At 66.1% G+C, this 25,506-nt stretch carries 25 protein-coding genes; 8 read left to right on the plus strand and 17 right to left on the minus strand.

Features of this window, described 5'->3' with window-relative positions; all coding sequences use genetic code 11:
* Positions 1 to 133 (minus strand): archaellin family protein (locus NO931_RS18070; protein ID WP_310737333.1); only part of this gene is annotated, 133 nt, incomplete at its 3' end.
* A 245-nt stretch (positions 134 to 378) separates the two neighbouring features.
* Entirely contained in the window at positions 379 to 1,335 is a 957-nt protein-coding gene (locus tag NO931_RS20775) for an archaellin family protein (RefSeq protein WP_310737331.1), read from the minus strand.
* A 284-nt stretch (positions 1,336 to 1,619) separates the two neighbouring features.
* Between NO931_RS20775 and NO931_RS18085 the strand changes: the two genes are divergently transcribed.
* Positions 1,620 to 2,171: a FlaD/FlaE family flagellar protein gene (locus tag NO931_RS18085; protein ID WP_256393767.1), complete on the plus strand. Its 552-nt coding sequence runs from the start codon at positions 1,620 to 1,622 to the stop codon at positions 2,169 to 2,171.
* An 80-nt stretch (positions 2,172 to 2,251) separates the two neighbouring features.
* Here NO931_RS18085 and arlJ read toward each other — a convergent pair whose 3' ends face one another.
* From arlJ to NO931_RS18120, 7 genes are all read right to left on the minus strand, one after another.
* Positions 2,252 to 3,997, minus strand: coding sequence for an archaellar assembly protein ArlJ/FlaJ (gene arlJ / locus NO931_RS18090; RefSeq protein WP_256393768.1), 1,746 nt, complete (start codon positions 3,995 to 3,997; stop codon positions 2,252 to 2,254).
* 114 nt (positions 3,998 to 4,111) lie between these two features.
* Entirely contained in the window at positions 4,112 to 5,800 is a 1,689-nt protein-coding gene (gene flaI / locus NO931_RS18095) for an archaellum flagellar ATPase motor FlaI (protein ID WP_256393769.1), read from the minus strand.
* A 3-nt stretch (positions 5,801 to 5,803) separates the two neighbouring features.
* On the minus strand, positions 5,804 to 6,556 hold the full coding sequence (arlH, locus tag NO931_RS18100) for an archaellum protein ArlH (RefSeq protein ID WP_256393770.1): 753 nt from the start codon (positions 6,554 to 6,556) through the stop codon (positions 5,804 to 5,806).
* Positions 6,557 to 6,563: 7 nt separating this feature from the next.
* A complete protein-coding gene (gene arlG, locus NO931_RS18105; RefSeq protein WP_256393771.1) occupies positions 6,564 to 7,025 on the minus strand; it encodes an archaellum stator protein ArlG in 462 nt (153 codons plus the stop codon).
* On the minus strand, positions 7,026 to 7,472 hold the full coding sequence (gene arlF / locus NO931_RS18110) for an archaellum stator protein ArlF (RefSeq protein ID WP_256393772.1): 447 nt from the start codon (positions 7,470 to 7,472) through the stop codon (positions 7,026 to 7,028).
* Between the two features lie 6 nt (positions 7,473 to 7,478).
* The gene (locus NO931_RS18115) at positions 7,479 to 8,486 is read right to left on the minus strand and encodes a FlaD/FlaE family flagellar protein (protein WP_256393773.1); all 1,008 of its coding nucleotides are present in this window, start codon (positions 8,484 to 8,486) and stop codon (positions 7,479 to 7,481) included.
* Positions 8,487 to 8,740: 254 nt separating this feature from the next.
* Positions 8,741 to 9,442 carry a DUF7500 family protein gene (locus NO931_RS18120; RefSeq protein WP_256393774.1) on the minus strand — a complete coding sequence of 234 codons (702 nt, stop codon included), beginning with the start codon at positions 9,440 to 9,442 and terminating at the stop codon, positions 8,741 to 8,743.
* 117 nt (positions 9,443 to 9,559) lie between these two features.
* Between NO931_RS18120 and NO931_RS18125 the strand changes: the two genes are divergently transcribed.
* Both NO931_RS18125 and NO931_RS18130 read left to right on the plus strand, forming a co-directional pair.
* Positions 9,560 to 11,131, plus strand: a complete 1,572-nt coding sequence (locus tag NO931_RS18125; RefSeq protein ID WP_256393775.1) for a CARDB domain-containing protein — start codon at positions 9,560 to 9,562, stop codon at positions 11,129 to 11,131.
* A 286-nt stretch (positions 11,132 to 11,417) separates the two neighbouring features.
* Complete coding sequence (locus NO931_RS18130) at positions 11,418 to 11,693, plus strand: DUF8028 family protein (protein WP_256393776.1); 276 nt, start codon at positions 11,418 to 11,420, stop codon at positions 11,691 to 11,693.
* 85 nt (positions 11,694 to 11,778) lie between these two features.
* Here the strand turns inward: NO931_RS18130 and NO931_RS18135 are convergent, their stop codons facing one another.
* Positions 11,779 to 12,678 (minus strand): DMT family transporter, encoded by a 900-nt coding sequence (locus NO931_RS18135; RefSeq protein WP_256393777.1) that lies wholly within the window; start codon positions 12,676 to 12,678, stop codon positions 11,779 to 11,781.
* Positions 12,679 to 12,876: 198 nt separating this feature from the next.
* On the opposite strand from NO931_RS18135, the gene NO931_RS18140 reads away from it, so the two are divergent.
* On the plus strand, positions 12,877 to 13,503 hold the full coding sequence (locus NO931_RS18140; protein WP_256393778.1) for a ribonuclease H family protein: 627 nt from the start codon (positions 12,877 to 12,879) through the stop codon (positions 13,501 to 13,503).
* A gap of 130 nt (positions 13,504 to 13,633) precedes the next feature.
* Here the strand turns inward: NO931_RS18140 and NO931_RS18145 are convergent, their stop codons facing one another.
* Both NO931_RS18145 and NO931_RS18150 read right to left on the minus strand, forming a co-directional pair.
* Entirely contained in the window at positions 13,634 to 15,886 is a 2,253-nt protein-coding gene (locus NO931_RS18145) for an NADP-dependent malic enzyme (RefSeq protein ID WP_256393779.1), read from the minus strand.
* A 94-nt stretch (positions 15,887 to 15,980) separates the two neighbouring features.
* Positions 15,981 to 17,060 (minus strand): M24 family metallopeptidase, encoded by a 1,080-nt coding sequence (locus NO931_RS18150; protein ID WP_256393780.1) that lies wholly within the window; start codon positions 17,058 to 17,060, stop codon positions 15,981 to 15,983.
* 167 nt (positions 17,061 to 17,227) lie between these two features.
* On the opposite strand from NO931_RS18150, the gene NO931_RS18155 reads away from it, so the two are divergent.
* Together NO931_RS18155 and NO931_RS18160 are read left to right on the plus strand one after the other, a co-directional pair.
* Complete coding sequence (locus tag NO931_RS18155; protein ID WP_256393781.1) at positions 17,228 to 18,079, plus strand: COX15/CtaA family protein; 852 nt, start codon at positions 17,228 to 17,230, stop codon at positions 18,077 to 18,079.
* A 62-nt stretch (positions 18,080 to 18,141) separates the two neighbouring features.
* Entirely contained in the window at positions 18,142 to 18,819 is a 678-nt protein-coding gene (locus NO931_RS18160) for an HAD family hydrolase (protein ID WP_256393782.1), read from the plus strand.
* A 21-nt stretch (positions 18,820 to 18,840) separates the two neighbouring features.
* Here NO931_RS18160 and NO931_RS18165 read toward each other — a convergent pair whose 3' ends face one another.
* The 5 genes from NO931_RS18165 to NO931_RS18185 all read right to left on the minus strand — a co-directional run bounded on the left by NO931_RS18165 (position 18,841) and on the right by NO931_RS18185 (position 22,897).
* Complete coding sequence (locus NO931_RS18165; RefSeq protein ID WP_256393783.1) at positions 18,841 to 19,197, minus strand: hypothetical protein; 357 nt, start codon at positions 19,195 to 19,197, stop codon at positions 18,841 to 18,843.
* 74 nt (positions 19,198 to 19,271) lie between these two features.
* Entirely contained in the window at positions 19,272 to 20,048 is a 777-nt protein-coding gene (locus NO931_RS18170) for a hypothetical protein (RefSeq protein WP_256393784.1), read from the minus strand.
* A 27-nt stretch (positions 20,049 to 20,075) separates the two neighbouring features.
* A complete protein-coding gene (locus tag NO931_RS18175) occupies positions 20,076 to 20,216 on the minus strand; it encodes a hypothetical protein (protein WP_256393785.1) in 141 nt (46 codons plus the stop codon).
* A 141-nt stretch (positions 20,217 to 20,357) separates the two neighbouring features.
* Positions 20,358 to 20,534, minus strand: a complete 177-nt coding sequence (locus NO931_RS18180) for a hypothetical protein (protein ID WP_256393786.1) — start codon at positions 20,532 to 20,534, stop codon at positions 20,358 to 20,360.
* Positions 20,535 to 20,671: 137 nt separating this feature from the next.
* Positions 20,672 to 22,897 (minus strand): CDC48 family AAA ATPase, encoded by a 2,226-nt coding sequence (locus NO931_RS18185; protein WP_256393787.1) that lies wholly within the window; start codon positions 22,895 to 22,897, stop codon positions 20,672 to 20,674.
* 251 nt (positions 22,898 to 23,148) lie between these two features.
* Between NO931_RS18185 and larC the strand changes: the two genes are divergently transcribed.
* Positions 23,149 to 24,522, plus strand: a complete 1,374-nt coding sequence (gene larC, locus NO931_RS18190; RefSeq protein WP_256393788.1) for a nickel pincer cofactor biosynthesis protein LarC — start codon at positions 23,149 to 23,151, stop codon at positions 24,520 to 24,522.
* 346 nt (positions 24,523 to 24,868) lie between these two features.
* Complete coding sequence (locus NO931_RS18195; protein WP_256393789.1) at positions 24,869 to 25,483, plus strand: four-helix bundle copper-binding protein; 615 nt, start codon at positions 24,869 to 24,871, stop codon at positions 25,481 to 25,483.
* The last annotated feature ends 23 nt before the right edge of the window (positions 25,484 to 25,506 follow it).

Consider the following 25,506-nt stretch of genomic DNA (forward strand, 5'->3'; position numbering starts at 1 on the left):
AGCCCGCGGTGTTGATCAGTACGCTCGCTGCGATCGCGGCGACCAGGATCATCGCGATGAAGATGATCAGGGTCTCGATCCCGACCTGCCCGCGGTCGGTATCTCTCGAAAAGTCTGGAAGTGTAACATCCATGCTGTGTATCCTCGTGATTGTTGTCCGACCACCGTTCCGGCGGTCGTTGCATCTTCGTTACAACGTATATGAAAAAAGGATAGCACCTACCAGTACAGGGCAGATAGTCCGATAGCCCCTCTATGATTAGGCAACAACTGATGGTGGCTAGAATCTGGGGCATAGACAGCTATTCGACGCCAAACGCGTGCTATTGCTGAGTCAGGTGCAAAAGAAAGGTCGCATTGTGCGCGTCGCCGCGTCGCTTACAGTTCGACCGCGTCCTCGTCGTTGTAGGAACTCAACGACTGCGGGACGTTGACGACGGTGACGGCCTGGCTGCCGGACTGGGTGACAATCCGGACTGTTGCTTCTTCTCCTTCCTCCAGATCTCGGAGGTCATTGTCGCTTTCGTCAGCGAGGTCAACCGTGATGGTGAAGCGGTCCTGCCGGTCGGTCAGAACAGGCACGGTGTTGTCGGGGTCGGTCGTACCTTCGACTGCGAACGAGCCCACCTCGATGGACTCAGAGTAGCCGAGCGTGGCCTCGCCGTCGGGGCCGATGTACTCGACGGACGCGCCTTCGAGGTCGATCTCGTTGGCGCCCGGCGACTGCATCACCGTCATGTTGATCCTGCCGATCTGGTTGCGGAGCGGTTCCTTAACAACCAAATTAGTAGCCAGATCGACGGACGTGCCATCAGACATGGTACTACTCACTGCAGTATCATTGTCGGGATTCCATTCGACACTGACAGTGTCTGCACCACTCGTGTCGATAGCATCATTGAGATCAATCGTATCGCCCGGTTCAATGGTGTCCTGTTCGTCAGTCCAGACAGTGACGTAATCAGTCGACTCTGAGTCGTCAGTTTCCGTGATAGTTATGGTGCCGTTCCCGGACCAGAATGTTTGGCTATTAGTGTCATCATACGTAAGAACGTTTGCAGAGTTATCGTAGGTAAACGACGGGGTCCCTGTGCTCTCTTCAGTTTCCGTCGAAATCTCGCCGATGGAACTGATGACGAGCACTTGGTTCGACACCTGTGCCTCGGAGTCTTCGCTCGTCGCAGACGCCTGGTTTTGGAGGTAGCCGGCGGTGTTGATCAGTACGCTCGCTGCGATCGCGGCGACCAGGATCATCGCGATGAAGATGATCAGGGTCTCGATCCCGACCTGACCGCGGTCGGCATCTCTCGAAAGGTCTGGAATTGTGATGTCCATGCTGTGTATCCTCGCGTTGATTATCCGGCTGCTCTCTTGGCAGCCGTTGGAGTCCAGTTACTAGGTATATGAAAAAAGCGTGCAGCCTACGAACGTAGGACCGCTACTGCAGTCGGCCCTATCTAATTAGGGCGAGTGCCAAGAAAGCCGACAGAGGTCCTCTTCTGTACGTTCTTCCCCGCGAGTGAGCAAGTACCAGTATCGACGTTATCCCGCGATCGTTACGAATAGTTGTCAAAAAGTAATAAACCAGTTCGGATAATGTGTGCGCCCAAGAACGTCGAATGAGCAAGCACCATCCTAGCTCCGGCGCCCGGGCCGACGGCCCGCATCTGGAGAGTCTCGACGGCACGGCCGCGGAACAGGTCACCGCGATGGCGTGGGCGCGCTATCTCGGAAGCGCCTTCGGATCAAGCGGCGCGATCCGCGCGCTGCGGTACTACCGCGACGTGAGCTGGATCAGTCAGGACGTGTACCACACGATGGTCGACTACGTACGCGGGCTCTCGGTCGACGAACTCACCGAGGAGGAAGACGCTATCGACCGCGAGACCAGCGTGGAGTCGCTCCGAGACACGCCGTACGAGCGCCACGCGCGTTCGCTGGAGTTCGTCGCAGCGATCGCCGGCGACAGCATCGAGCGCGATCTCACGACGCTGCGCCTCGGCGACGAAGCGATGGGTGCCGCGACGGGCATCGGCGGCGGGAGCGCCGACAACGGCGGCGTCCCGAAGGAGAACCAGTGCGCTGCGACGACCGAGGGCGGCGAGCCGTGCACGCGACCCGCGCTCGGCGACAGCGAGTACTGTCACGAACACCACGACGCCGACGAGTGATCGCGCTTCTCTCCATTTCCTACCGCTGGTAGCGACTGCAGCGGTCGGTACATCGAACTGGTCGTCCGGGGGCGACCCGGTCAGATCGAGATGATCGAGTTCATCAGGAACGTCGTGACCCACGCGATGATGCCGCTCATCCAGACCATCGCGACGAAATGCGTCAGCGCGTTGAGCGAGTGGCCCCGGTCGACGATCCGGATCATCATCGACGAGAGGAACGCGTTGAGCAACACCGCGACGAAGAGGTAAAATCGGATCTCCGGAACGTCGTACACTTCAGGGTGGAGCAGCGCTCCCATCCCGGTCTGGGCGAGATCCATCTCGGCGGTGATGTCCGTGAGCAGTTCGACGATCTCCAGGCCGACGAAAAAGGAGAACGTGCTGGTCGCGGTGATGCCGTAGATGACGCCGATGATCGTGCCGGTCTCCTGGGTTCGCATCTGCCGGAGGTTCAGCACCTCCGTGAAGTTCTTCTCGATGAGGTTGCCCAGTTGGCGGGGCTCACCGCCCATCCGGCGGCCGACGACGTACATGTCGCTGAACTTCTGGATCAGGTAGGAGCCGGTCTCGGCGGCGAAGTAGCGCCAGGCCAGCGTCGAGTTGATCTGCATCGCGAGGCGCTTGTACAGGTCGTCGACGTTGTCGGTCAGGGCGCCGAAGTCCTTCCGGCGGAGACTCGACAGCACCGACGACGAGGAACTCTGCTTGACGCTCTCGACCGCGCCGAGCGCACGAATGAAGGAGGGGAACTCGGAGTCACGGCCCTTGACGCGGGCCTCCTCGCGCCGGATGACGAGGCCGGGAATCAACAGCGGCGTAAAGGGGACCGCCATCCAGATGGCGTCGGGCAGGCCGGCGCGGGGGATAATCCCGTCCAGCGCGAGGTACGTGACCGCGGCGAGCAGCAGGCACAGGCCGGTCCCGACGATCAGCGCGATTCGCAGGCGGACGTTGCGCTCCAATGCGATCCCCTCCGCGTGGCTCCAGATGGGGTCCTGGGGAGCGATGTTGTTCATCACGTACAGGAACGCCAGTTGGACGAAGAAATACAGCGTGATCACGCCCGACAGCGCGATCATCGGATCGACGCCGATCAGGAACGGCAGGAGGATCGCGAACACGAGCCCGAACGTCGTCGAGTTGATCACCGAGAGGTAGACGTCCTTCATGACGCTCAGGCGGTCGAGCTGGTTCTCGTAGCGCGTTTTGAAGTTCCGGAGGATGTTGTCCTGCTCGGACAGCAGGAACTCCGACATCGGCTGGCCCGCGCCGACCGTGTACGCCAGCCGTTCGAGGAAGTCCTCCATGAGCGGGCTGGCGACGCGCCTGGCGCGGAACCGACAGGCGTCGTCGAGGCTCTGATTCCAGGTGTCGATCAGCGCGACGATGTGGCCCATCTCCGTCGCGATCGCCTCGTACTCGTCTTCCTTCGAGAGCGTTCGGAACACTTCCACGCGGTCGATGTTCGTCGTCGACAGCACCGTGATGTGGGTGATGAAGAGGTGGAATCGCTCGCGGACCTGCTGTTGCTTGCGGTCCTGCATCAGCTTGGGGTAGACGACCGCCACGAACGGCAACAGCAGCGCGAGCATCACGACCGGTCCCGTCGCGACGCCGGGGATCGGCAGGAAGAAGGGCAGCAACATCACGCCGAACGCGCCCAGTATCGACGGGAACAGCACCGCAAGGAGGTACCGCCGGATCGACATGTCCATCTGCTCGTAGGCGAGCAGCAGCGACCTGATCGCCTCCTTGACGTCGACTGACTCACCCTCGTCTCTTCGGGCCGAGTCGGTCGTCGCCGCGTCGGAGCTGGTCGCCATGTGTGGAGTCAGTCGTTCGCTCTGGTGGTTGCGCTGGAGGTACGAAACGTTAACCCCCAGCCGTCGGGCGGTGTCGGGGAAAAGCCGCGGTCTGGGAGGCGGACGGACATCACGTCAGACCGTCGGCTGGGGCGACGAGGGCAGCCCCGTGATGTCGATCGGCAGCGACTCGACGCCGTCGCGCTGGAACACCTGAATGGCGTCGTTGACCTCGTCGTACCCCAGCACGTCGGCCTCGATGAGTCGCTCGATGATCTGGGCGCGCCGTTCGAGCTCGTCGTAGATGTCGCGGGTGTTCTCGTAGCCCAGCAGTTCCGCGATCTGGTTTTCCAGCACGTGGGAGTTGTTCATCCCCGTGAACACGATGTCGTCGTCCTGGGGATCCCACTTGAACGCCTGCTGAGTGATGACGCCGTCGTCGACCTTCGAGTAGCCCTCGATCTCCTGGACGCTCGTCACGCGCCGCAGGACGCGATCGCCCTGCTTGACGCGGTTCTGGAACAGCGCCACGTCGCAGTTGTCCATGAACGTCTCGGGGACGTTGATCGGCTCCCCGGTAAAGCGCTGGATCATCGAGACGATGTCGGAGGCGTGGAACGTCAGCATGACGGGGTGGCCCGTCTGGGCGGCCTGGAACGCCATCTGTCCCTCGGCCCCGCGGACCTCGCCGACGATGATGTAGTCGGGACGCGAACGGAGCGCGGCGGCGACGAGGTCGAACAGGTCGATGTCGGAACTCTCGTCGTCGCCCTGTCCCTCGCGGGTCAGGAGTTGCTGCCAGGTGTCGTGCGGCGGCAGCACCTCCGCGGTGTCCTCAGCGGTGTAGATCTTCGAGTCCCGGGGGATGAACGAGGTGATGGCGTTCAGCGTCGTGGTCTTGCCCGACGCCGTCTCGCCGACGACGAACACGGTCTGTTCGTTCTCCAGACAGAGCCAGAGGTACGCCGCGAGCTTCGGCGACAGGGTTCCCCACTTGGTGATCTGGAACACCGAGAGCGGCACCTCGTCGCCCTGACGGATCGTCAGCGAGGGACCCTGGACGGAGACGTCGTCGGAGTAGATGATGTTGATACGCGACCCGTCGGGCAGCGTCGAGTCGATGATCGGGTTCGAGTCGCTGACCGGCGTGTCCATCCGCTCGCCCATGTTGCGGATCCAGTTCTCGAACTCGGCGGGCGTGCCGAAGTCCACGGTGGTAGGCAGCATGCCGTACGTGCCGTGGTCGACGTAGCACTGGTGGGGGCCGATGACGTGGATGTCCTCGTTCTGCGGGTCCTGCATCACCGGGTTCAGTGGGCCGAGCCCGACGATGTCGCGCTGGAGGCGATAGCGGATCCGGTGGTAGGTCTGGCGCGACAGCGAGATCCGGGTGCCCAGCACCTGCTGGAGCACGCCCGACGCCGTCCCGCCGACGTGGGTGACGCCGCCGAGCAGCTCGTCGATGTGGTCGACGAACTCCTGATCGTCGCTCGGTGCGGGCTTGTTGACGCTCTTTTCGAGGATTCGCTGTCGCACGTCCTTGAACGTCGCCTTCTCCTCGGCGTCGAGCGTCGGTTCGACGACGTAGTAGGTCGTCGAGGACCCGACGTCGCCGTGAACGTGACAGAACACGGGGTGTTCGTCTCGGGTCGGGTAGACGACGTTCGGGCGCGCCACCTCGTGACGGTCCTCCAGCTCGTCGGTGTACGCGGGATACTCGCCGTGCTCCTCGCGCTTCGCTTCGAGGTGCGTTCGCAGGTGGTCGTGCTGGTTCGCCAGCTCGGCGAGTTCGCCGGTCAGTTGCGGGGTGCCCAGTTCCGTCATCGGTCAGGCCACCGTCCTGGTCACGATCGTCAGCCCGCGGCCGGACTGGACGGCGAAGCCGATGTTGTCGTCGACCTGATTGCCCATCCCCGCGAACTTCTTGACGACCATCTTCCGGCGGACCTCGTTGCCGATCGCCTCCATCTCCAGCGAGAGATAGACGTCCGAGACGTCCCGAAGCGGGCGCAAGGCGTTCTTCGGCAGCGAGTCGGGGTTGACCGTCAGCACGACGGTCTTGTCCTGTCCGACGATCTGCCGGAAGAACGTGATGAGGTTCTGCATGATGTCGTCGGCGTCGTCGTGCTCGCTGATCGCTTCGTAGTGGGGATCGTGCAGGAGGATCGAGTCGAACCCGTCGAAGATGATCACGTCGCTGCGCCACATCACCTCCGCGCGCATGAGCTGCGTGAGTAGCTCCCGGCCCTCGGTCTCCTCGGGGTCGTCGCCGTTGATCGTGTCTTTGGTGTCGACGTCGGCGTGGAGAAAGAGGAGCTGCTCGCGCAGCAGGTGGTCGACGACGTCGTACTCCATCGATCCCATCTGCTTGATCAGTCCGCCGGCCGTGAGCTCGGCGGAGACGTAGGTCACGTTGGTGCCCGTCTCGCAGAGGCCGTAACAGAAACGCTGGGTGATGACGCTCTTGCCGGCGCCGTGTTGGCCCTCAAGCAGTACGATGCTCCCCTCGGGAAGCCCGCCGCCGAGCGACGGGTTCACCCGGTCGCGTTCCTCGAGTCCGAGATTGTAAAGATCGGGCATAGTCAGGTCAGTTAACGCGGAATCGTATGGTATCTTCGGCCGAGTTGATGCGGACGGTCGCGCGGTGCTCGCCGTCGGTCAGGCGCTCGGAGACGACGATGCGGAGCACGTCGCCCTCGTCCCAGGTCGAGGACTCGTCGTCGCCGACGACCGTGACGGTCGGTGCGGGCTGGTATCGCCCGTCGAGCAGCACGTCGGGCGGATCGGTGCCGACCTCGATGGCCCTGTTGCCGGTGTTTTTCACCAGCAGCGTCACGCTCTCGTTGTTCGCGTCGTAGATCGACGCCGGACTGCCCGGGTCGCTGATGATCGTCACGTCGGTCTCGATGTCCTTGGCGACGCTCTCGCCGCGCTCGTCCATCGAGACCGTCATGCTCTGGACGTTGACCGTCAGCGTCGTCGCGACGCCGACTGACACCGTCAGTGCCGCGATGAAGATGATCAGGTGCGACACGGAGACGCTCGCCATCTAGCTCACCACCGTGATATCGGTCGTCGAGCGTTCGATCCCGGTGCCGGTCACGACGACGACACGCTCGGGCGTCGTCGTCACGTCGCGGCCCTCGATTCGCAGCTGTTCGCCGGCGACCCAGAGCTCGCGGTCGGCGACGTCGTCGACGTACGTCGACCGGTTCGTCGCGATGACGCCGTCGACGAGCAGGTCGGTCGCCTCGACGTCCATCGTGACGGTTCCGGTGTTGTTGACGGTGACGTCGAGGACGTCGGTCGTCGAATTGTACGTCGCCTCGTGGAGGACGATCTCGCTGTTGCGCGTGTCGAGCATCCGGTCCTCGCGAGTATCGGTCGCCTCCGAGACGTCTTGGACGGACTGTTCGACCGCGGGATACAGCAACCCCACGCTGATCAGGAATCCGATCGAGAGGACTGCGACGGCGGCGCTGGTGCTGAACCCCATCCGAGATCACCTCGGCCCGTCGGTTCTGGCGAGCTGGGCCTGCTGGGAGAGTCGGGCGATGAACCGGAAGCTTCGATCGTGGACGTCGGTGTTGAGATCGTTGCGGGGCGCCGAGTCGGACTCGCTCCACGCACCGCTCAGCACGACTTCCAGCTCCCGACGGATCGACTCGCTCACCCAGTCGATGCGGTCGTAGTGGTCGAGCGCCTTGAGCGCCCCCTCCTCGCCGGCCGCGTCGATCAGCATCGCGAGCCACTCCATGACGAGCACGTCCGTGGCGTACGTGTCCGCGAACTCGGTCAGGTAGGGGCCGTTTTCGGGAGGAGCCGTCCCCGAGGGCGGCGACTCGGGCACCGGCGTCGAACTCGGTTCCTCGCGAGCCGGCGGGTCGGGCTCGGCGGCCGCCGGCTGGTCGTCGCTCTCGGACGATCCGTGATCGTCGGACTCGGTTCGGCGTGCAGCCGCGGAGTGTCCGCCGCCGTTGCGTTCGAGGTTCTCGTCCCGAGCACTGTCCGATCCGTCCTCGGGGATGACGCCGTACGTCGACTCGCCGGTGTCCCGTCGTTCCTCGGACCGCTCCCAGTCCCGGGCGAACGGGTTGACGCCCTCGGTGAGTTGATCGTAGACGCCAAGCAGCGTCGCGTTGTGCTCCTCGATCTGGTCCATCCGTTCGTTGATGTCGAGCTGTTCGCTCTCGACGCCCTCGATCGACGCCTGGTTCTGCTCGACGTCGTTGCGGATCTCCGAGAGCTCGTACTCGAAGTCGTTGATCCGTTCGACCAGCTCGTCGTCTTCGTCGTCGTCGTTCGACCGACCGCCGAACAGCCCGCCACCGGAACTGCCACCGTCGTCGGAGGTGGATTCCTCGGTCTCTCCCTCCGCCTCGGACGACTCCTCTTCGTCGGACTCATCATCGTCCTGAAGCGGACCGTCCGGTCCGGCGTCGGGGCGATCTGTGTCGCCCGGTGCGAGCGCGTCCAACCCGAGTTCGTCGAGGATCGTTCCAATGTTCATGAATCGCCCATCTAAAGCTGAACGCTGATACCGTATCACCGGGGATAAATCACGTACCTAACTAAAGAGGCAACCAAGAAGCACGTACCGAGGGCAGCCGAATCTTCGTGACACATGGTGACAAGTGACTCGGCGTGATCGCCCGAGAGCGTCGGTGAAGGCGTCCGAGGACGATGAAGTACCGAACGTTCGCATCGAACGGGAGACGAAACGGGACCCGAGGAAGCGTAGAGATTCGACCGGTTCGAGCGTCGCTACTCGCGGAGATCTGCCTCCGCCAGCAGCGCCGAGATCGTCGTCGCCGGCGAGGCGTCGGGATCGATCTGGCGGGCGTACCAGCGGAGGAACTCCTCGAAGACGGCGACCCGATCGTCCGCCACGAGTCGACGCTCCGCGATGCCGTCGCCGGTGTCGACCACGGCGTCGATGCCGAACTCTCCGGCGGTGTGTTCGAGCGCGAGCGCCCTCGCCTCGACGTCGACGTTCGGGCCCGATCGAGCGTCGGCGTCGGACCGCGTCGTCGAATCGGGCGACGAGTTGTGCTCGTCGCCGTCTTCGGGCGCTGACGCGTCCGAAGGCTCGGAGGACGCGATGCGTCCTCCGGCGTCCTCGGGAGATATCGTCGAGCGAGGGCTCGAATCACTATGTGATTCGGTGTCCCGCCGAGACGTAGTCGAGGCAGGGCTTGGAGAGCGCTGCTCTCCAGCGTCCTGCCGAGGCGACGCCGAATCGGGGGTCGCGGCATCCCGTCCCGTAGGGTCAGCGAGCGGCCCCGAATCCGCCGCCTCCGGATCGACACCGTCGTCCGAGCCGTCCTCGTTCGGTCGGATCACGTATCGGTTCTCGCCGATCTTGCGGACGGCGTCCTCCTGCTCGTCGTCGAGGCGTAGCTCCTCGGGCGTGAGCACGGACGCGTCGTCGTCCGGGTCTTTCGGATCGTCGGAGTCCTCGGGCATGAGTTGTCGGATACGAAGGGAGACGCATTATAGTTTGGCCGGCGCATCAACCCCCAGCACGCAGGCGAACGCATATTACGCGGGCCTGCATACGACGTTCCAGCGAGGCAACGTATCGTGACGCCGACCACATCCCGACCGCCGCACCACTCCGGCCCGACCGCGAGCAGCGACGGGTCCCGGAACTACGATCCCCGCAAGGATCCGAAGGTGATCGGGATCGCCGTCATCGTGTTCGGGACGCTCGCGATCGCGATCGCGGGCGTTGGCTCGACGCCGATCGTCGGCGGCGACGGCGGCGGCGGAACGGTGTTCCCGTTCCAGGACGTCGAGGACGACGCGCTCGAGGAGGTCCGCATCTCGATGGCGGCGAACCGGACGACGCTCCGTCCCGGCGAGTCGGTCCGGTTCACGGCGACCTACGAGAACGGGACGCCGGCGTCCGGCGCGTCGATCGCGGTGGACGGAACGAAACACTCGGTCGACGACCGGGGCCGAGCGACGGTGACGTTCGAGGCGGGGGGCAGCTACACCGCGACGGCGAGCAAATCCAACACTGAAGCGGTCCGGTACGTCGCCGACGGGACGATCATCTCCGTCGAGCGCTACGAGATCGCGCTCGCGGTGACGGCCAACAGGACGACGGTCACGGCGGGCGACGACGTCGCGTTCACCGTCCGCCGGGCCGACACCGGCGACGCCGTGAGCGCCACGGTGTCCGTCGCGGACGAATCGTACGCGACCGACGATCGGGGGCGCGCGGTCGCCAGCATCCCGCGGGCGGACAGCTTCGACGTGACCGCGAGCCGCAAACAGACGGCCACGCAACGGTACGTCTCGGACACCGTGACCGTCAGGGCGTCACCCCGACGGGTGCGACTCGCCCTCTCCAGGAACAGGTCCGCCGTGCGGCCCGGGGAGACGGTAGCGTTGACGCTGTTCCGGACCGACACGGGCGAGACGGTCGAGGGGACCGTGACCGTCGACGACCGGACGACGCGCACGGTCGGCGGAACGGTGACGGTGAGCCGCGACCGCGCGGGCAGCTACGACCTCCGGGCGACGAGGACCGACACCAACAGCGAGACGTTCGTGGCGGTCGAGGAGACGCTGGAGGTCAGCCGGTACGCGGCGCCGGTGTCGCTGTCGGCCAACCGGACGGACGTCGAACCGGGCGATGCCGTCCGTTTTAGCGCCGAACGGGCCGACACCGGCGCGCCGCTGACCGGACAGCTGACGGTCGGCAATCGGACGCTCTGGCTCGATCGACAGGGAGAGGCGACCGTTCGATTCACCGAGGCCGGCGAGGTGCCGGTCGTCGCGAGGCGCGCGAACACGTCCACGCACTGGTTCCCCGCCGACGAGTTGACCGTCTCGGTCAGGGACACGTCCTACCGGGTCCGGAACGTCGAGTCGCCGGACGCCGCCGACCGGAACGCGAACGCGACGATTCGGGCGGCCGTCAAGAACGTCGGCAGCGACATGGGGACCGCCCGAGTCACCTATCGGTTCGACGGGGCGGTCGTCGCAACGGACTCCGTCGCCCTCGGCCCCGGCCAGTCCGAGACGGTCAGGTTTGACGTCCCGACAGACGCGGAACCGGGCATCTATCGGCAGGTGATCGCGGTGCGCGACCACTCGGCCAGGAGCGATATCGAGATTCGGCCGGCGGGCGGGAACGACGAGTAGCACGGGCGACCGCGACGCTCTGGGACCACCCATCGACTTAGACGGCACCAAACAGTCGGCACACAGCACCGGCTGGCACCACCTCGCGGTCCGGATCTATTGCGGTTGCGTATCGCGTAGTTACCATCTCATACCGTATTTTAAAACTTTTACTTGCCTCTGAATCGCTCGTGAAACGTCGATAATGCGGTTTGTACCAGTGAAACCAGCCGAAATAAAAGAAACGCTGTCACCCCTATAAGGGGGTGGCACCTGTCTGTGGGAGTAGGCGCCCCAGAGGAAATCCATGTCCAGTCCCTCCACGTACAACGACCAAGGAACGATCGCCGCCGAAGCGACCGACAGACAATCGCTCAGCGAGCAGGTCTACGACCGGCTCGCGGGAACGGTCATGACGCCGGTCCGGATGCTCGGATTCTGGACGGCCGTCGCCCTCCCGTTCCTCCACGTCCCGCTGCTCGCGACGGGACTGAACGGCAGCGAAGAGACGATGACGTTCGTCGCGCTGCTGGCGCTGAATCTCGTCGCGCTGTACGTCGGCTACCCCCACCGACAGCACTGACCACGTCGGGACGCCGGTCTCCGCTCCCGCCCGCCCACACTCTCGCTGACGTTTTCATTGTACCGACCAACGAACGCCGTAGCTGCTACGACAGCTCCGCAGCGATCGCGCGGCGCTTGACGAGCGCGAATCCCGCGACGATCGCGACGAATCCGACGGCGGTACCCGCGTCGATCACTTCGTCCAGCAGCGCCCAGCCGACCACTGCGGCGAACGCCGGCGCGACGTACGACACCAGATTGATCTCGACGGCACCCAGACGGTCCAGCAGCTCGAAGTACGCGAGAAAGCCGAGCGCGCTGGCGACGACCGACAGGTAGCCGAGCGCGAGCAGCGCCTCGACGGTCCAGGTCACGTCGGCGATCGATTCGCCGGGGAGCAGGAAGCTGACGGCGTGCATGATCGCCGCGCCGCCGAGCATCGACCACGCCTCCATCGTCTCGATCGGGAGCGACGCCGCGACGCGCTCGGAGAGTACGCTTCCCAGCGCGAACGACGCGGCCGCCGCGAACACCAGCCCGACGGCGATGACGTCGGTCGAAAGCACCGCGCCGGGCTCGGGGCGAGCGACGACGACCACGCCGATAAAGCCCAGCGCCAGTCCGATCCCGCCGATCGCGGAGAGCGACTGGTCGGGCAACAGCAGCCGCGCGAACCCGGTCGTGAGAACGGGCGAGAGGCTGACGACGACCGCGGCGGTCGCGCTGGTGACGCGCTGCTCGCCGACGAACAGGAACGCGTGGTACGCCGCGATCAGCAGGACGGAGCCGATCAACACCTGGTGCCACTGGCCGGCCGTCCGCGGACGCCACTGCTCGACCGAGACGGCGGCGTACGCGAGCATCAGGACGCCGGCGACGTCGTAGCGGAGCGCGGCGAACAGCACGGGCGGGATGTACGCCAGTCCGGCCTTGATCGCGACGAACGCGGACCCCCACACGGCCGCCAGCGCGACGAACAACACGGCGTTACGTCTGGCACTCACGGCACCCTGTCGACGGGCGGCCACCAACGTCCTTTCGAATCGGAACCAGCGGCTGCGTCGTCGATCGACGGCGTCGAACTGACGACCACGGCCGCTGTGGCGGGCTCAACCGGGGAGCCGAACGATCGGGCCGCGAACGTCGGAAAATCGACCGATGGCGGCCGCAGATTTAAGTTCACCTGTCCTCTACTCGCTCACATGGCCGCTCACGGCCGGTCCGGCTTGCGGGACCTGTTCGACGAGTCGCCCACGCCGCACATCGCTCATCCTCCCGAAACGCACCATCGGGACTACTACGTCGCGACGGACGGCTCCTTCCGATCCGACGACGCCGGCGGGCTCGGTGCCGTCATCGAAACGCGGGACGGACGGCGCGTCGCGCGCCTCTCCGTTCCCGCCATCGTCTCCGACAACAACGTCGCGGAGTATCTGGCGCTGCATCTCGGCCTCGACGTGTTGGCAGCTCGGGCGCCAGCTGACGCGCGCGTCGGCGTCCTCGTCGATCACGATGACCTCGCGGAGAACGTCAACGCCGCCGTGCTCGCGGGGCGTCACCCCGACGGCAAGCCGCCACACCCGCTCCGGACGCCGCCGGGCGTCGCCAACCATTGGCGCGGCGTCCGCGCCCGGCTCTCGGGGTTCGAGGCGGTGCGGGCCGCTCGCATTCGCAGCGAACAGAATCCGGCCCATCCGCTGGCGAACGCTCCGGACCAGTACGCCCACGTCAACCGCGAGCCGGAGCGGTGCGTGCTGCCCGGCACGAACGAAAGCAGCGCGCAGCAGTACCCGCCGCCGTCGCGCGCGGATCGACACGCGAGCGACTAGACGCGACCTTTTTCTCCCTCGGGTTCGCTCGCTCCGCTCGTCTACCAACGTCCTCGTTCGGTGCACTCGCGAGGACTCCGTTCGATCCGAGTGAACGGCGGCTTCACCGCCGTACGCTTTGACCGATTGACTACTCCTGCTGGGCGTCCACGACCGCAACGCCGGCCATGTTGACGATGTCTTTGACCTCGTCGTCGCGCTGGAGGACGTGGACCGGCTTGTCCATCCCGACGAGCATCGGGCCGATGGCCTCGGCGCCGCCCAGTCGTTGGAGCAGCTTGTAGCTGATGTTGCCCGCTTCGAGGTTCGGGAACACGAGCACGTTTGCGGGCTCGTCGAGTTCGGAGAACTCGTAGGTGCCCTCTAAGAGATCCTCGACGACGGCCGTGTCGGCCTGCATCTCGCCGTCGACGGGGAAATCGACCGCGGGATCCTCCCGGAGCGTCTCGGCGGCGCGGCGCACCTTCCGGGTGCCCTCGTTGGATACGGAGCCGAAGTTCGAGTACGACAGCAGCGCCGCGCGCGGTTCGATGTTGAAGCTCCGCGCGAGATCGGCGGTGTGGCGGGTGACCTCCTCTAACACGTCCTCGTCGGGGTTCTGGTTGACCGTCGCGTCCGCGACGAACAGGACGCGGTTCTTGAACGTGAGCATGTAGACGCCGGCGGCGTAGTCGGCGTCCTCGGCGGTACCGATCACCTGTAGCGGCGGCCGCAGTGCGGAGGGGTAGTGGTGGGTGAGGCCGGTGAGCACCGCGTCGGCGTCGCCCGATTCGACCATCACCGAGGCGAAGTAGTTGCTGTCGTGGATCAGTTCGCCCGCCTCGCTGCGGGTGATCCCCTTGCGCTGGCGACGCTCGTAGAGTCGCTCGGCGTAGGCCTCGTAGTTGTTGCCGGTCGGATCGACGACCTCGGGTGAGAAGTCCAGTCCGAGGTCGGCCGCGGTCTCGGTGATCTCGGCCTCGTCGCCGATCAGCACCGGGTCGGCGATCCCCTGTTCCTGGATCTGGTAGGCTGCGCGGATGATCTTCTCGTCGCCGCCCTCCGCGAGCGCGAGGCGCTTGGGGTCGCTCTTGGCCTTGTTGAGCACGACGCGCATCATCTCGCGGGACTTGCCCAGCCGGGCTTCGAGGCGCTCGACGTAGTCCTCGGTATCGAGCTCGGACCGCGCGGCGCCGCTGTCCATCGCGGCCTGCGCGACGGCGGGCGCGACCTCGAACAGCACGCGGGGGTCCAACGGCTTCGGAATGATGTACTCGGGACCGAACTGCAGAGGCTGGTCGCCGTAGGCCTTGACGACGGCGTCCGGCACGTCCTGGCGGGCCAGTTCGGCCAGCGCCTCGGCGGCGGCGACTTTCATCGCCTCGTTGATCTCGCTGGCGCGCACGTCGAGCGCACCTCGGAAAATAAAGGGGAACCCGAGCACGTTGTTGACCTGATTCGGGTAGTCGGAGCGTCCGGTCGCCATGATCACCGTGTCGTCGCGGGCGTTCTTGGCTACCTCGTAGCCGATCTCGGGATCCGGGTTGGCCATCGCGAAGATGATCGGGTCCGCCGCCATCGAGCGCACCATCTCCTCGTCGACGATGTCGGCCACCGAGAGCCCGACGAACACGTCGGCGCCCTCCATCGCGTCCGCCAGATCGCCCTCGGGCACGTCGCGGGCGAACTCCTGTTTGTACTCGTTGAGTTCGCCGTGGCGGGCGCGCTCGTCGGTGAGGATCCCCGAGGAGTCACACATGATGATGTTCTCCCGTTTCGCGCCCAGCGACACGTAGAACCGCGCGGTCGCGATGGCGCTCGCCCCGGCGCCCGAGAACACGATCTTCAGCTCCGAGAGTTCCTTGTCGGCAATCTCGGCGGCGTTCAAAAGCGCCGCACCGCTGATGATCGCGGTGCCGTGCTGGTCGTCGTGGAACACCGGCACGTCCATGCGCTCGCGCAGTTCCTCCTCGATCACGAAGCAGTCGGGCGCGCTGATGTCCTCCAGGTTGACCCCGCCGAACGTCGGCTCCAGCGCCGCGATCGACTCGACGAACGCCTCGGGATCGTCGTGGTCGAACTCCAGATCGAACACGTCGATGTCGGCGAAGCGCTTGAACAGCACGCCCTTGCCCTCCATGACGGGTTTCGACGCCGCGGCGCCGATGTCGCCCAGTCCGAGCACGGCCGATCCGTTCGAGACGACGCCAACCATGTTCCCCTTGGAGGTGTAGCTGTAGGCCTTCTCGGCGTCGTCGCGAATCTCGCGGCACGGCGCCGCGACGCCCGGCGAGTACGCCAGGCTCAGATCGCGCTGCGTGTTCGTCGGCTTCGTCGTCGAGATCTCTATCTTCCCCGGTGGCTCCTCCCGATGGTACTCCAGCGAGTCCTCGTCCAGTCCCATGAGAGAGAACGTCACGTCGGATGGATAAAAACACCACCGACCGCACCATTCGACGACCGTCGAACTCTCGCCCCCGCGATGCCCCGCCGGCGAGCTACTCGGACTGCAGGATCGCCGGCCGCTCGATCTCGACGTCGTAGTCCGGCGCCGTCGCCGACTGAGTGGGCCAGTCGTCGGTGGTCGTCAACGCCTCGAAGCCGTCCTCGGTGACCAGTACCGTGTCCTCGCTTTTGGCGCCCTGTACGGTCGGATTCCAGGCGTAGGCCATCGGCAGGTGGACGGACGCGTCGTTGTCCGGCGTCGCGATCCACTCGCGTCCGTCGAACCCGGCCGCGCCGCCCTGATGGTGGTGCTGCCACTCGCCCTCGTGGCCGACTGCCGCGTAGGCGTCCTGAACGGCCGCGAACACGTCGCCCGCGGTACCGCCGCTCTCGCCGACAGCCTGCGTCGCCGCCAGCGCCTGCACTTCGACGGCCGTCGCGGCGTCGTGGCGCTCCTCGAGCCACTCGGGCGCGTCGAACGCGACGGTGCGGGTCACGGAGGCGTGCAGGCCGGCCTTCTCGGCGGTGACCGACAGCAGCGCGTAGTCGCCCAGTTCCACAGGTTGAGGCGTGTAGTGGCGGTACTGCTGGGCGCGCTCGGAACCGCCGACCAGCGCGACCGGCGATTCGATGCCGCGGGCCGACAGCGCGACCCGGAGCGCGGCGGCGGTCTCCCGCTCGGTGTCGCCGGGGCGGAGTTCGCGCGCGACCGACTCGACGGCGGCAGCGGTCTCGCGCCCGAGCGTCCGGTAGGCCTCGATGTCGGACTCGGTAAGTGGTTGGCGAAGCTCCTGCCCGTCGACGGCGTCGAAGCCGGGCACGTCGAAGTCCGCGGCGGCGGGTTCGGCGGCCCGCTCGGCGACGGCGGCGGCCAGCCCGTCGGCGTGCCAGTCGAACGTCTCGACGGCGACGCCGTCAGCCAATTCCTCGTCGCGCAGACGGGGCGCTTCGATGTTGTCGGTGACGACGGTCAGTTCCGTGCCGTCGTAGCCCGCCGCGGCGACGCCGACGTCGCCCGCGCGGTCGACGACGTTGTTGCCGCCGGTGAGCCACGCGAACCCGTTCGGGCGCGCGAACCACACCGACTCCAGATCGTGCTCGTCGAGGTACGCGTCGAGACGTGCTTCTCGCATACTCCTTGCCACCCCGACGAGCGTCTTCAACGCACCGGACCTCGACGGAACGAGTCGACCGACCGACACTCGTCGAGAGCGGAGCCACCTCGCCGCCGATCCCCCGTTCGACGGTTCGGTGCGGTTTGGTCAGAGCTAAGTGATCGAGGCCCCGAGAATCGTCTAGTATGGCGTCCGCTGCATCCGACTCCGGCGACGGTTGGGGGGTGTCGTTCCACCAGTTCGCGGCGGCGACGACCGCCCTGACGTTCGGGCTCTTACTGCTGGGCATCTACACCGCGGTCGCGGGCGCGGGGCTGACCTGCGCCGGCCGGTGGCCCTTCTGCGACGGCTACCTGGGGCTGTTCCCGGCCAACTGGCCGAGCTTCATCGAGTGGTTCCACCGGTTCGTGGCGATGATCGTCGGCTTCCTCGTGCTCGGACAGACCGTCGCGGCGTGGCGCCAGGAGCACCCGAAAGCGGTTCGCTGGGCGACGACGGGAGCGCTGGCTCTGCTTCCGACCCAGATCATCCTCGGCGGGCTGACGGTGCTCGAGTATCAGGTCGTGATCCTCACCGCGCACTTCCTGTTCGGCGTCGCCATCTTCGCGCTGCTGGTCGTCGCGACCGCCATCTCGCTCCGGCCTCACCTTTCGACCCCGCGGCGATCCGCCGCGCTGGCGTCGCTCGCGCTCGTCCCGATCGTCGTCGTCGCGACGCCGTTCGTCCTGCTCTCCGGGTCGCTCCCGGTCCACATCGGCTACTACGCGGTCGGACTGGCGGCCTTTGCCGTGCTGCTCGCGCTGGGGATCTGGACCGATCGCGCCGGCGACTCGCGGCGCGTCTCGATGACGGCGTTCGGCGCCGCGGCGCTGCTCGCCGCCCTGTTGCTTCAGGGTCGGCTCGTGCTCGACGCCTCGGACCAGCCCCGACTCGCGCTCGCTGGCGGGCTGATCGGCGGCCTCGCGCTGGCGGCCGCCTGGTGGACGCTGCAGGACGCCGCCGACGGGCTGGTGCCCGCGCTCTCCCGGTCGACCTGATCGGGACCGGCCGGACCGACTAGAGCGCGGACGCCGATTTCTCGCCAAGCTAAGTGACACCGGTGCAAAACGGCCGGTATCGGATGTACGACTCGGTGCTTTTCGACAACGACGGCGTGTTGACGTATCTGACGGAGCTCGCAGTGCTCGAACGGGCCATCGAGACGACGTTCGCCGAGTTCGGCGTCGCCGACCCACCGAGGGAGGACGTCGAGGCGCTCCACCACCTCACGATCGACGACCTCGAAACGGTCTGTGACGCCTACGGCGTCGACCCGGCGGCGTTCTGGCGGCGGCGCGAACGCAACGCCGCCACGCTCCAGCAGGCCGAGATCCGGGCTGGCCGCAAGCCGACGTTCGAGGATGTCGACGCCCTCGACGCGCTCGACGTCCCGGTGGGCGTCGTCAGCAACAACCAGGCCGTGACCGTCGCGTACGTCGTCGACTACTACGACCTCGACGCCGAGGTCTGCATCGGTCGGCCGCCAACCCTCGACGGGCTCCGCCGCAAGAAGCCCGAACCGGACATGATCGAAACTGCTCGCGATCGCATGAGCGTCGAGAACCCGCTGTACGTCGGCGACAGCCCGACCGACGTGGTCGCCGCCGAGCGCGCTGGCATCGATTCGGCGTTCGTCCGGCGCTCGCACTGCCGGGACGCCGAGCTGTCGACGCCGGCAACTCACGAAATCGAGGATCTGTGGGCGCTGCCGGAACTGGTCGAAAAGCGGGCGGAGTGAGGATCGGCTCGAAAGAAGCGGTCAGAACAGCCAGGTGTAGATGCCGATGAAGACGGTCACGGCGATCGAGACGAATAAAAATAGCACGACGAAGAGCGGGTTCGTCAGCGCGTCCAGCGGGTTGTCGCCGTCCTTCTCCGCGCTGATCACCATCGCGCGCATGACGGCGAACACGGCGCCGATCATGATCACGAGCAACAGCGCCGTGATCGCGATGGCCGCCTGGAAGCGACTGACGTTCAGTTGCAGTCCGATCATGCTGAAGATGCCGCCGGTCAGCAGCGCGCCGAAGATCGATACCGCGGCGAGCTGCTCGGGCGTCATGTCTGAGATTTGAACCGAGAAGTCTCCCGTCTCGTCCTCTGATGCTTGTGCCATCGGTCGGTTGTCGGACACAGGCGGTAGAATATTATAATATTACCGATCGGACCGGTCTCGGAGGCGAGAGGTCCTCAGACGCCGAACACGCGGCGAAACGCCGCCTCGAACTGGCGGCGAACGGTGTAGACGAACGCCAGCGCCGTCGGGGCGCAGAGCCCGGCGTACGCGACCTCCCAGGCGTCGATCGTGAGGTACTCGCCCCAGATCAGCGTCGTCGCGTTGCGGATCGCCGGCGGCACCGGCGGGTACAGTGCGGTCCGCTCGGTCAGGAACAGCCACGCGAGCACGATCCACGGCAGCGACGCGACGTAGAACCACGCCGCCGGCATCACGCGAAAGCTCCGCCGGTAGCGATCCGCGGCGATCAGTTCGGTCAGCTGGTACAACAAGAGCAGGAAGCCGATCGGCGTCGCCACGATGGCGATGCCCGCTGCGAGGTAGAAAAACGAGCCCGACACCTCGTAGAAGACCGGCATCGCGATGCCGGTCGCGATCAGGCCGACGATCGTGTACGACGCGACGGTGACGACCGACGCCAGCGAGACGTCCGAACTCAGCGTCTTCGTCCCAACCGCCATCGCCCGGTCGCGCTTTCGCTGGCAGTGGACGAACGCCACCGCGCGACCGCTCAGGAACGCCGCGAGGATGCCCGTCGGCGTCGTGACGACCGCGGCGACCGTCGGGACGAAGGCGGCGTCCCACTGGACCCAGCCGACGACGCCGACCAGCACCGCGACGACGCCGGTGAGCACCACCGACCACACCCACACTCGGGCGGACAGCGTCCACGAGGCTAACTCCAGTGATACGCTCGGTGGGTCCCCGGTCCTCGTCTGTGCGGTTGTCATAGTATCGTCATTTGGTCGACTGTAGTCTCACGTGGTCGTCACGAACAGGATGACGAGCACCAGGATGCTCAACCCGAGCATGAGCATCGGCGCGACGCGAAGCGGAATCGACGCCGCGTCGTCGAGCCACAGCGAATCGGTCGGAGCGTGCTGATCCTGTCCCGTCACAGTCGTTTACCTAGTCGAATCTCACACATTGGAACCTGATAAATCGATTCGTTTGTGAGACGCTGTATCCGGCTTATTTTACGCCCTACCTGAAAAACACCGTACTCGTTTCTCGCGGTTTGTATGTTCGATATCATGAAATCAGAGCACGCTAATCACGACGAGGCCGCCGCCGATGGTGAGAAATGCGATCGCGAACCCGTACTCCAGCACCTGCAGGTACAGCTCCTCTGTGTCGTTGCTCGACCCGAGTCGCGTAAACACCGCCCCCAAGACGAGCATCGCCGCCCCCGCGAGGACGTAGGAGGCCGTGACCATGCCGACGACGTACTCGTCGACCCGACATAACTTCCCCGGCCGAACGGCTCGGGGACACGAGGGGATCCTGCCGGCGACTTCGAACGCCGAACCACGTCAAAAAAACCGATGCCGGACGGTCGCCTGCAAAGACGACGCTACTGGAAGCCGATCCGACCGCCGCCCTTGCGGCCGGCCTCGCCGCTCCCGCCGCCCTTGAACTCCTCTTCCATCTGCTCGTAGTAGTCGAGGATCTCCTCGGTGATCGTCGGCCGGACGTCTTCTAGCGCCTGCCGGAAGTGGCGCATGTCGACGTCTTCGGCGTCGTCGTCCTCGCGGAGCGCCTCGATGGCGGCCTCCCGCGAGATCGATTCGAGGTCGCTGCCGACGTAGCCGTCGGTGATCTCGGCGAGCTCGCGCAGGCTCACGTCGGGCGACAGCGGCGTATCGCCCGTGTGGATCTTGAGGATCTGCTCGCGGCCCTCGACGTCGGGCTGGCCGACCATCACGAGGCGGTCGAACCGCCCCGAGCGGATCAGCGCCGGGTCGATCATGTCCGGCCGGTTCGTCGCGCCGATCACCATGACGTCCTCCATCTCTTCGAGTCCGTCGAGCTCGGTCAGCAGCTGGTTGACCACGCGCTCGGAGACGTTCGAGCCCATCTCCTGGCTCCGCGAGGGCGCCAGCGAGTCGAGCTCGTCGAAGAAGATCACCGTCGGGGCGACCTGCCTCGCTTTGCGGAACGTCTGGCGGATCGCCTTTTCGGACTCGCCGACCCACTTGCTGAGCAGTTGCGGGCCGCGCACGCTGATGAAGTTGGCGTTGGTCTCGTTGGCGACGGCCTTGGCCATCAGGGTCTTGCCCGTCCCGGGCGGGCCGTACAGCAGGACGCCTTTCGGCGGGTTGACGCCCATCCGCTCGAACTTCTCGGGGCTGGACATCGGCCACTCGACGCTCTCCTGGATCTGCTGTTGGGCCTCCTCGAGCCCGCCGACGTCGTCCCAGCTGATCTTCGGCAGCTCGACGAGCACCTCCCGCATCGCGGAGGGCTCGACCTCGTTGAGCGCGCCGCGGAAGTCCTCGCGCTTGACGATCATCCGGTCGATCAGGCTCGGCGGGATGTCCTCCTCGTCGAGGTCGATCTCGGGGAGGTACCGGCGCAACGCCTTCATCGCGGCCTCCTTCGTGAGGCTCTCGATGTCGGCGCCGACGAACCCGTGGGTCTCGTCGGCCAGGTGGCCGAGGTTCACATCGTCGGACAGCGGCATCCCGCGGGTGTGGATCTGGAGGATCTCCTCGCGGCCCGTCTCGTCGGGGACGCCGATCTCGATCTCGCGGTCGAACCGGCCGGGGCGGCGCAGCGCCGGATCGACCGAATCGACGCGGTTGGTCGCCGCGATGACGATGACCTGGCCCCGCGATTCGAGGCCGTCCATCATCGTCAGCAGCTGGGCGACGACGCGGCGCTCGACCTCGCCGGTGACGTCCTCGCGCTTGGGCGCGATCGAGTCGAGCTCGTCGATGAAGATGATCGAGGGCGACTCCTCGGTGGCGTCCTCGAAGATCTCACGTAACTGTTGTTCGGACTCACCGTAGTACTTCGATATGATCTCCGGGCCCGCGATCGAGAAGAAGCTCGCGGAGGTCTCGTTGGCAACGGCTTTCGCGAGCAGCGTCTTCCCGGTTCCGGGCGGGCCGTGCAGCAGCACGCCCTGTGGCGGCTCGATCCCCAGCTTCTTGAAGATCTGGGGATGTTTCATCGGCAGTTCGACCATCTCGCGGACGCGCTGGATCTCGCTCTGGAGGCCGCCGATGTCCTCGTAGGTGATGCCGCCGCCGGTCTTCTCGAACCCGGAGATCGGCTCCTCGCGGAGTTCGACGTCGGTGTCCTCGGTGACGAGCACGACGCCCTCCGGCTCGGTCTCGACGGCGATCAGCGGGATCGCCTGCCCGGGCGAGCGCATGAACGGGTGGTTCGTGCTACTCATCACGGGCACGATGTCGCGCTCGACGACCGGCCGCTTGAGGATCTGGCGCTTTACCATGCCGGCGGCGTCGGAGCCGAACTGGACGCTCGCCTCCTCGGGCGGCGCCAGCACCAGGGAATCGGCCTTCTTCGCCTCGGCTTTCCGGATCGACACCCGCTCGCCGATCCCCACGTCGGCGTTCTGGCGGGTGAACCCGTCGATGCGGACGGTGTCGGTGTTCCAGTCCTGTCGGTCGGCGCGCCACACCTTGGCGGCGGTGGTGTCGGCGCCCTCGATCTCGATGATATCGCCCGGACTCAGCTTGAGGTGCAACAGCGTGTCCGGGTCGAGGCGAGCGATGCCGCGGCCCGAGTCGTTGGGGTAGGCTTTCGCGACTTCGAGTTGAACTTCATTCATGATTAACTGTCTGCGGGGATGTTCGACTGTCCGGGACCGGTTCCGATATGTCTTTTGTTAGTCGGAGGTCGTCGGCTATCGGCGTCCCGTTTAGTGTCACACGTTAGCACGCGAAACTCCGTGACCCGGACACATATGGCTAACGGACGAGGCACCACGAACCTCGTTCGCAACCCCGAGTTCTCGGGTCGGGCGCACCCGCTTGGAACTGATCCCGATGGTTTTTCGGCTTCGCGCGCCGGAGTAGCGGTATGCGACTTCTCGCTTTCGACGGCCGAACCGGCGCCAGCGGCGACATGCTGCTGGCCGCGCTGCTCGCGGCCGGCGCCGACCGCGACGCGCTCGACCCCGTCGAGGCGGCACTCGACGTCGAGTACGTCGTCTCCGAGCGGACGCGGGCTGGCATCGCCGCGACGGCGGTCGACGTCGTGCTCGCCGACGAATCCGGCGAGGACGACGACGAGAGCCACTCGAACGACCACTCTCACACTCACGGCCACGACGTCGACGGCCACTCGCACGACGACGACCATTCACACAAACACTCGCACGATCACGACCATACCCACGAACACGGCCACGACGCCGACGGCCACTCGCACAACCACAGCCACGCCGAGGGCGCCGGGCCGAACCGGACGTTTCCCGAAGTGATCGAAATCGTCGAGGGGATGGAGCTCCCCGAGACAGTCGCGGACGACGCGAAGGCCATCTTCCGACTGCTCGGGGAAGCCGAAGCGTCGGTCCACGGGACGAATCTCTCGGAGACGCACTTCCACGAAGTCGGCGCCGACGACGCGATCGCGGATATCGTGGGAGCGGCGCTGTTGCTCGACGATCTCGACGTCGATCGGGTAGTGACGACGCCGATCTCGGCGGGCGGCGGCACCGTCGAGATGAGTCACGGCGAGTACCCGGTCCCGACGCCGGCCGTCGTCGAGATCGCCGAGCGAGCCGACTGGACGCTGCGCGGCGGACCGGTCGACGCCGAGTTGCTGACGCCGACCGGCGCCGCGATCCTCGCGCACGTCGCCGAAGGGCGGGAACAGCTTCCCCCGCTCGACGTCGCGGCATCGGGCTACGGCGCCGGCGACCTGAAGCTCGACGGGCGGCCGAACGTGCTCCGGGCGCTGGTCGGCGAGCCCGAGTGCGAACTGCGCCGGGACGACATCGCGGTGCTGGAGACGAACGTCGACGATGTCGCGCCCGAGGTGCTCGGCGGGCTTCAGGAGACGCTCGCGAAGGCCGGCGCGCGCGACGTGACGATCGTCCCGACGACGATGAAGAAGTCCCGACCGGGCCACCTCGTGAAGGTGATCGCGAAGCCCGAAGACGCCGAGCGCGTCGCCCGGCGCCTGGCCGAGGAGACCGGAACGCTCGGCGTCCGGGAGGGCGGCGCAAGCCACCGCTGGATCGCCGATCGCTCGTTCGAGACCGCGCGGATCGAGATCGACGGCGAGGAGTACGAGATCGACGTGAAGATCGCCAGCGACGCCGACGGGGCGGTGTATGACGTCAGCGCGGAGTACGACGACGCCGCGGCGGTCGCCGCCGAAACCGGGCGACCGATTCGGGAACTCCTCCGCCGGGCCGAGGCGGCAGTCGACGCCGCCGTCGACGAGTAGTCCCGGTCCCCCCGAGCCGCCGGATAGTGGGGTCTCCGCGTCCGACCTGACAGCACCGGAAAGCTTACTCGCCGTAACCGATCGTTGTCGATCACGAACGTCTCGAAACGGTGACGGCCGTTTATCACCGCGTCCGTGGGACCATCCAGTGCGCGGCGGAGTTCCCGCCGACGTCGCAACTATGACTCACCAACAGCCACCAGCAGGCCGATCGCGAGGCACAGGCCGACAGACGAGACAGCAGGGCGAGCGGATGCAAGGCGGGCAATCCCAGCGAAGCGGGGGACAGATGCAAGGCGGACGGACGCAAGGCCAGGGTGGGCAGACTCAGAGGCAAGGCGGTCAGATGCAGGGCGGCCAGGGTCAGCAGTTCCACGAGAGTCCCCAGCAGCTCGTCCCCCAGACCGGCCAGGAGCTCGACGAGGACCTGACCAGCGAGCTCCGGGTGGCGCTCCACGACTTCGAGGAGGTCTCGCGGACGACGCGCTGGTGCGTCGACAAGATGGTCGACGAGGGACCGCAGATGGCTGACTGTACCCGCGTGTGTCAGGACTTCGGGGAGCTCGCGGATCTCAACGTGGGAATGATCACCCGCGACTCGATCTACGGTCTCGAAGCCGCGCTGCTGTTCGCGGCGGTCGCCGAGGACGGACTGCCAGTGATCGAACAACACCGAATGTCCCACTGCCAGGAGACGGCCGACGCCGTCCGCCGCGCGCTCGACTCGACGTGGCAACTGATCGATTCGTTCGGGGAACCCCAGCTGATGCACCAGCTCCAGGAGCAGCTCCACCAGTCCGCCGAGCAGCGCCAGTCACCGCAGGAGGTTCCCCCGGGAGTCGAGCAGTCTCGGGGGATGCCGGCAGAACGGAGCGGCCAGACTCGCGGCGGGATGCAGGGCGGTCAGCAGACGGGCGAGCAGATGCAAGGTACACAGCCCCGAGGACGCCAGCAGTACTAAGTCGTATCGTCGGCCGGCCGGCT

The sequence above is a fragment of the Natronoarchaeum rubrum genome, assembly GCF_024494695.1.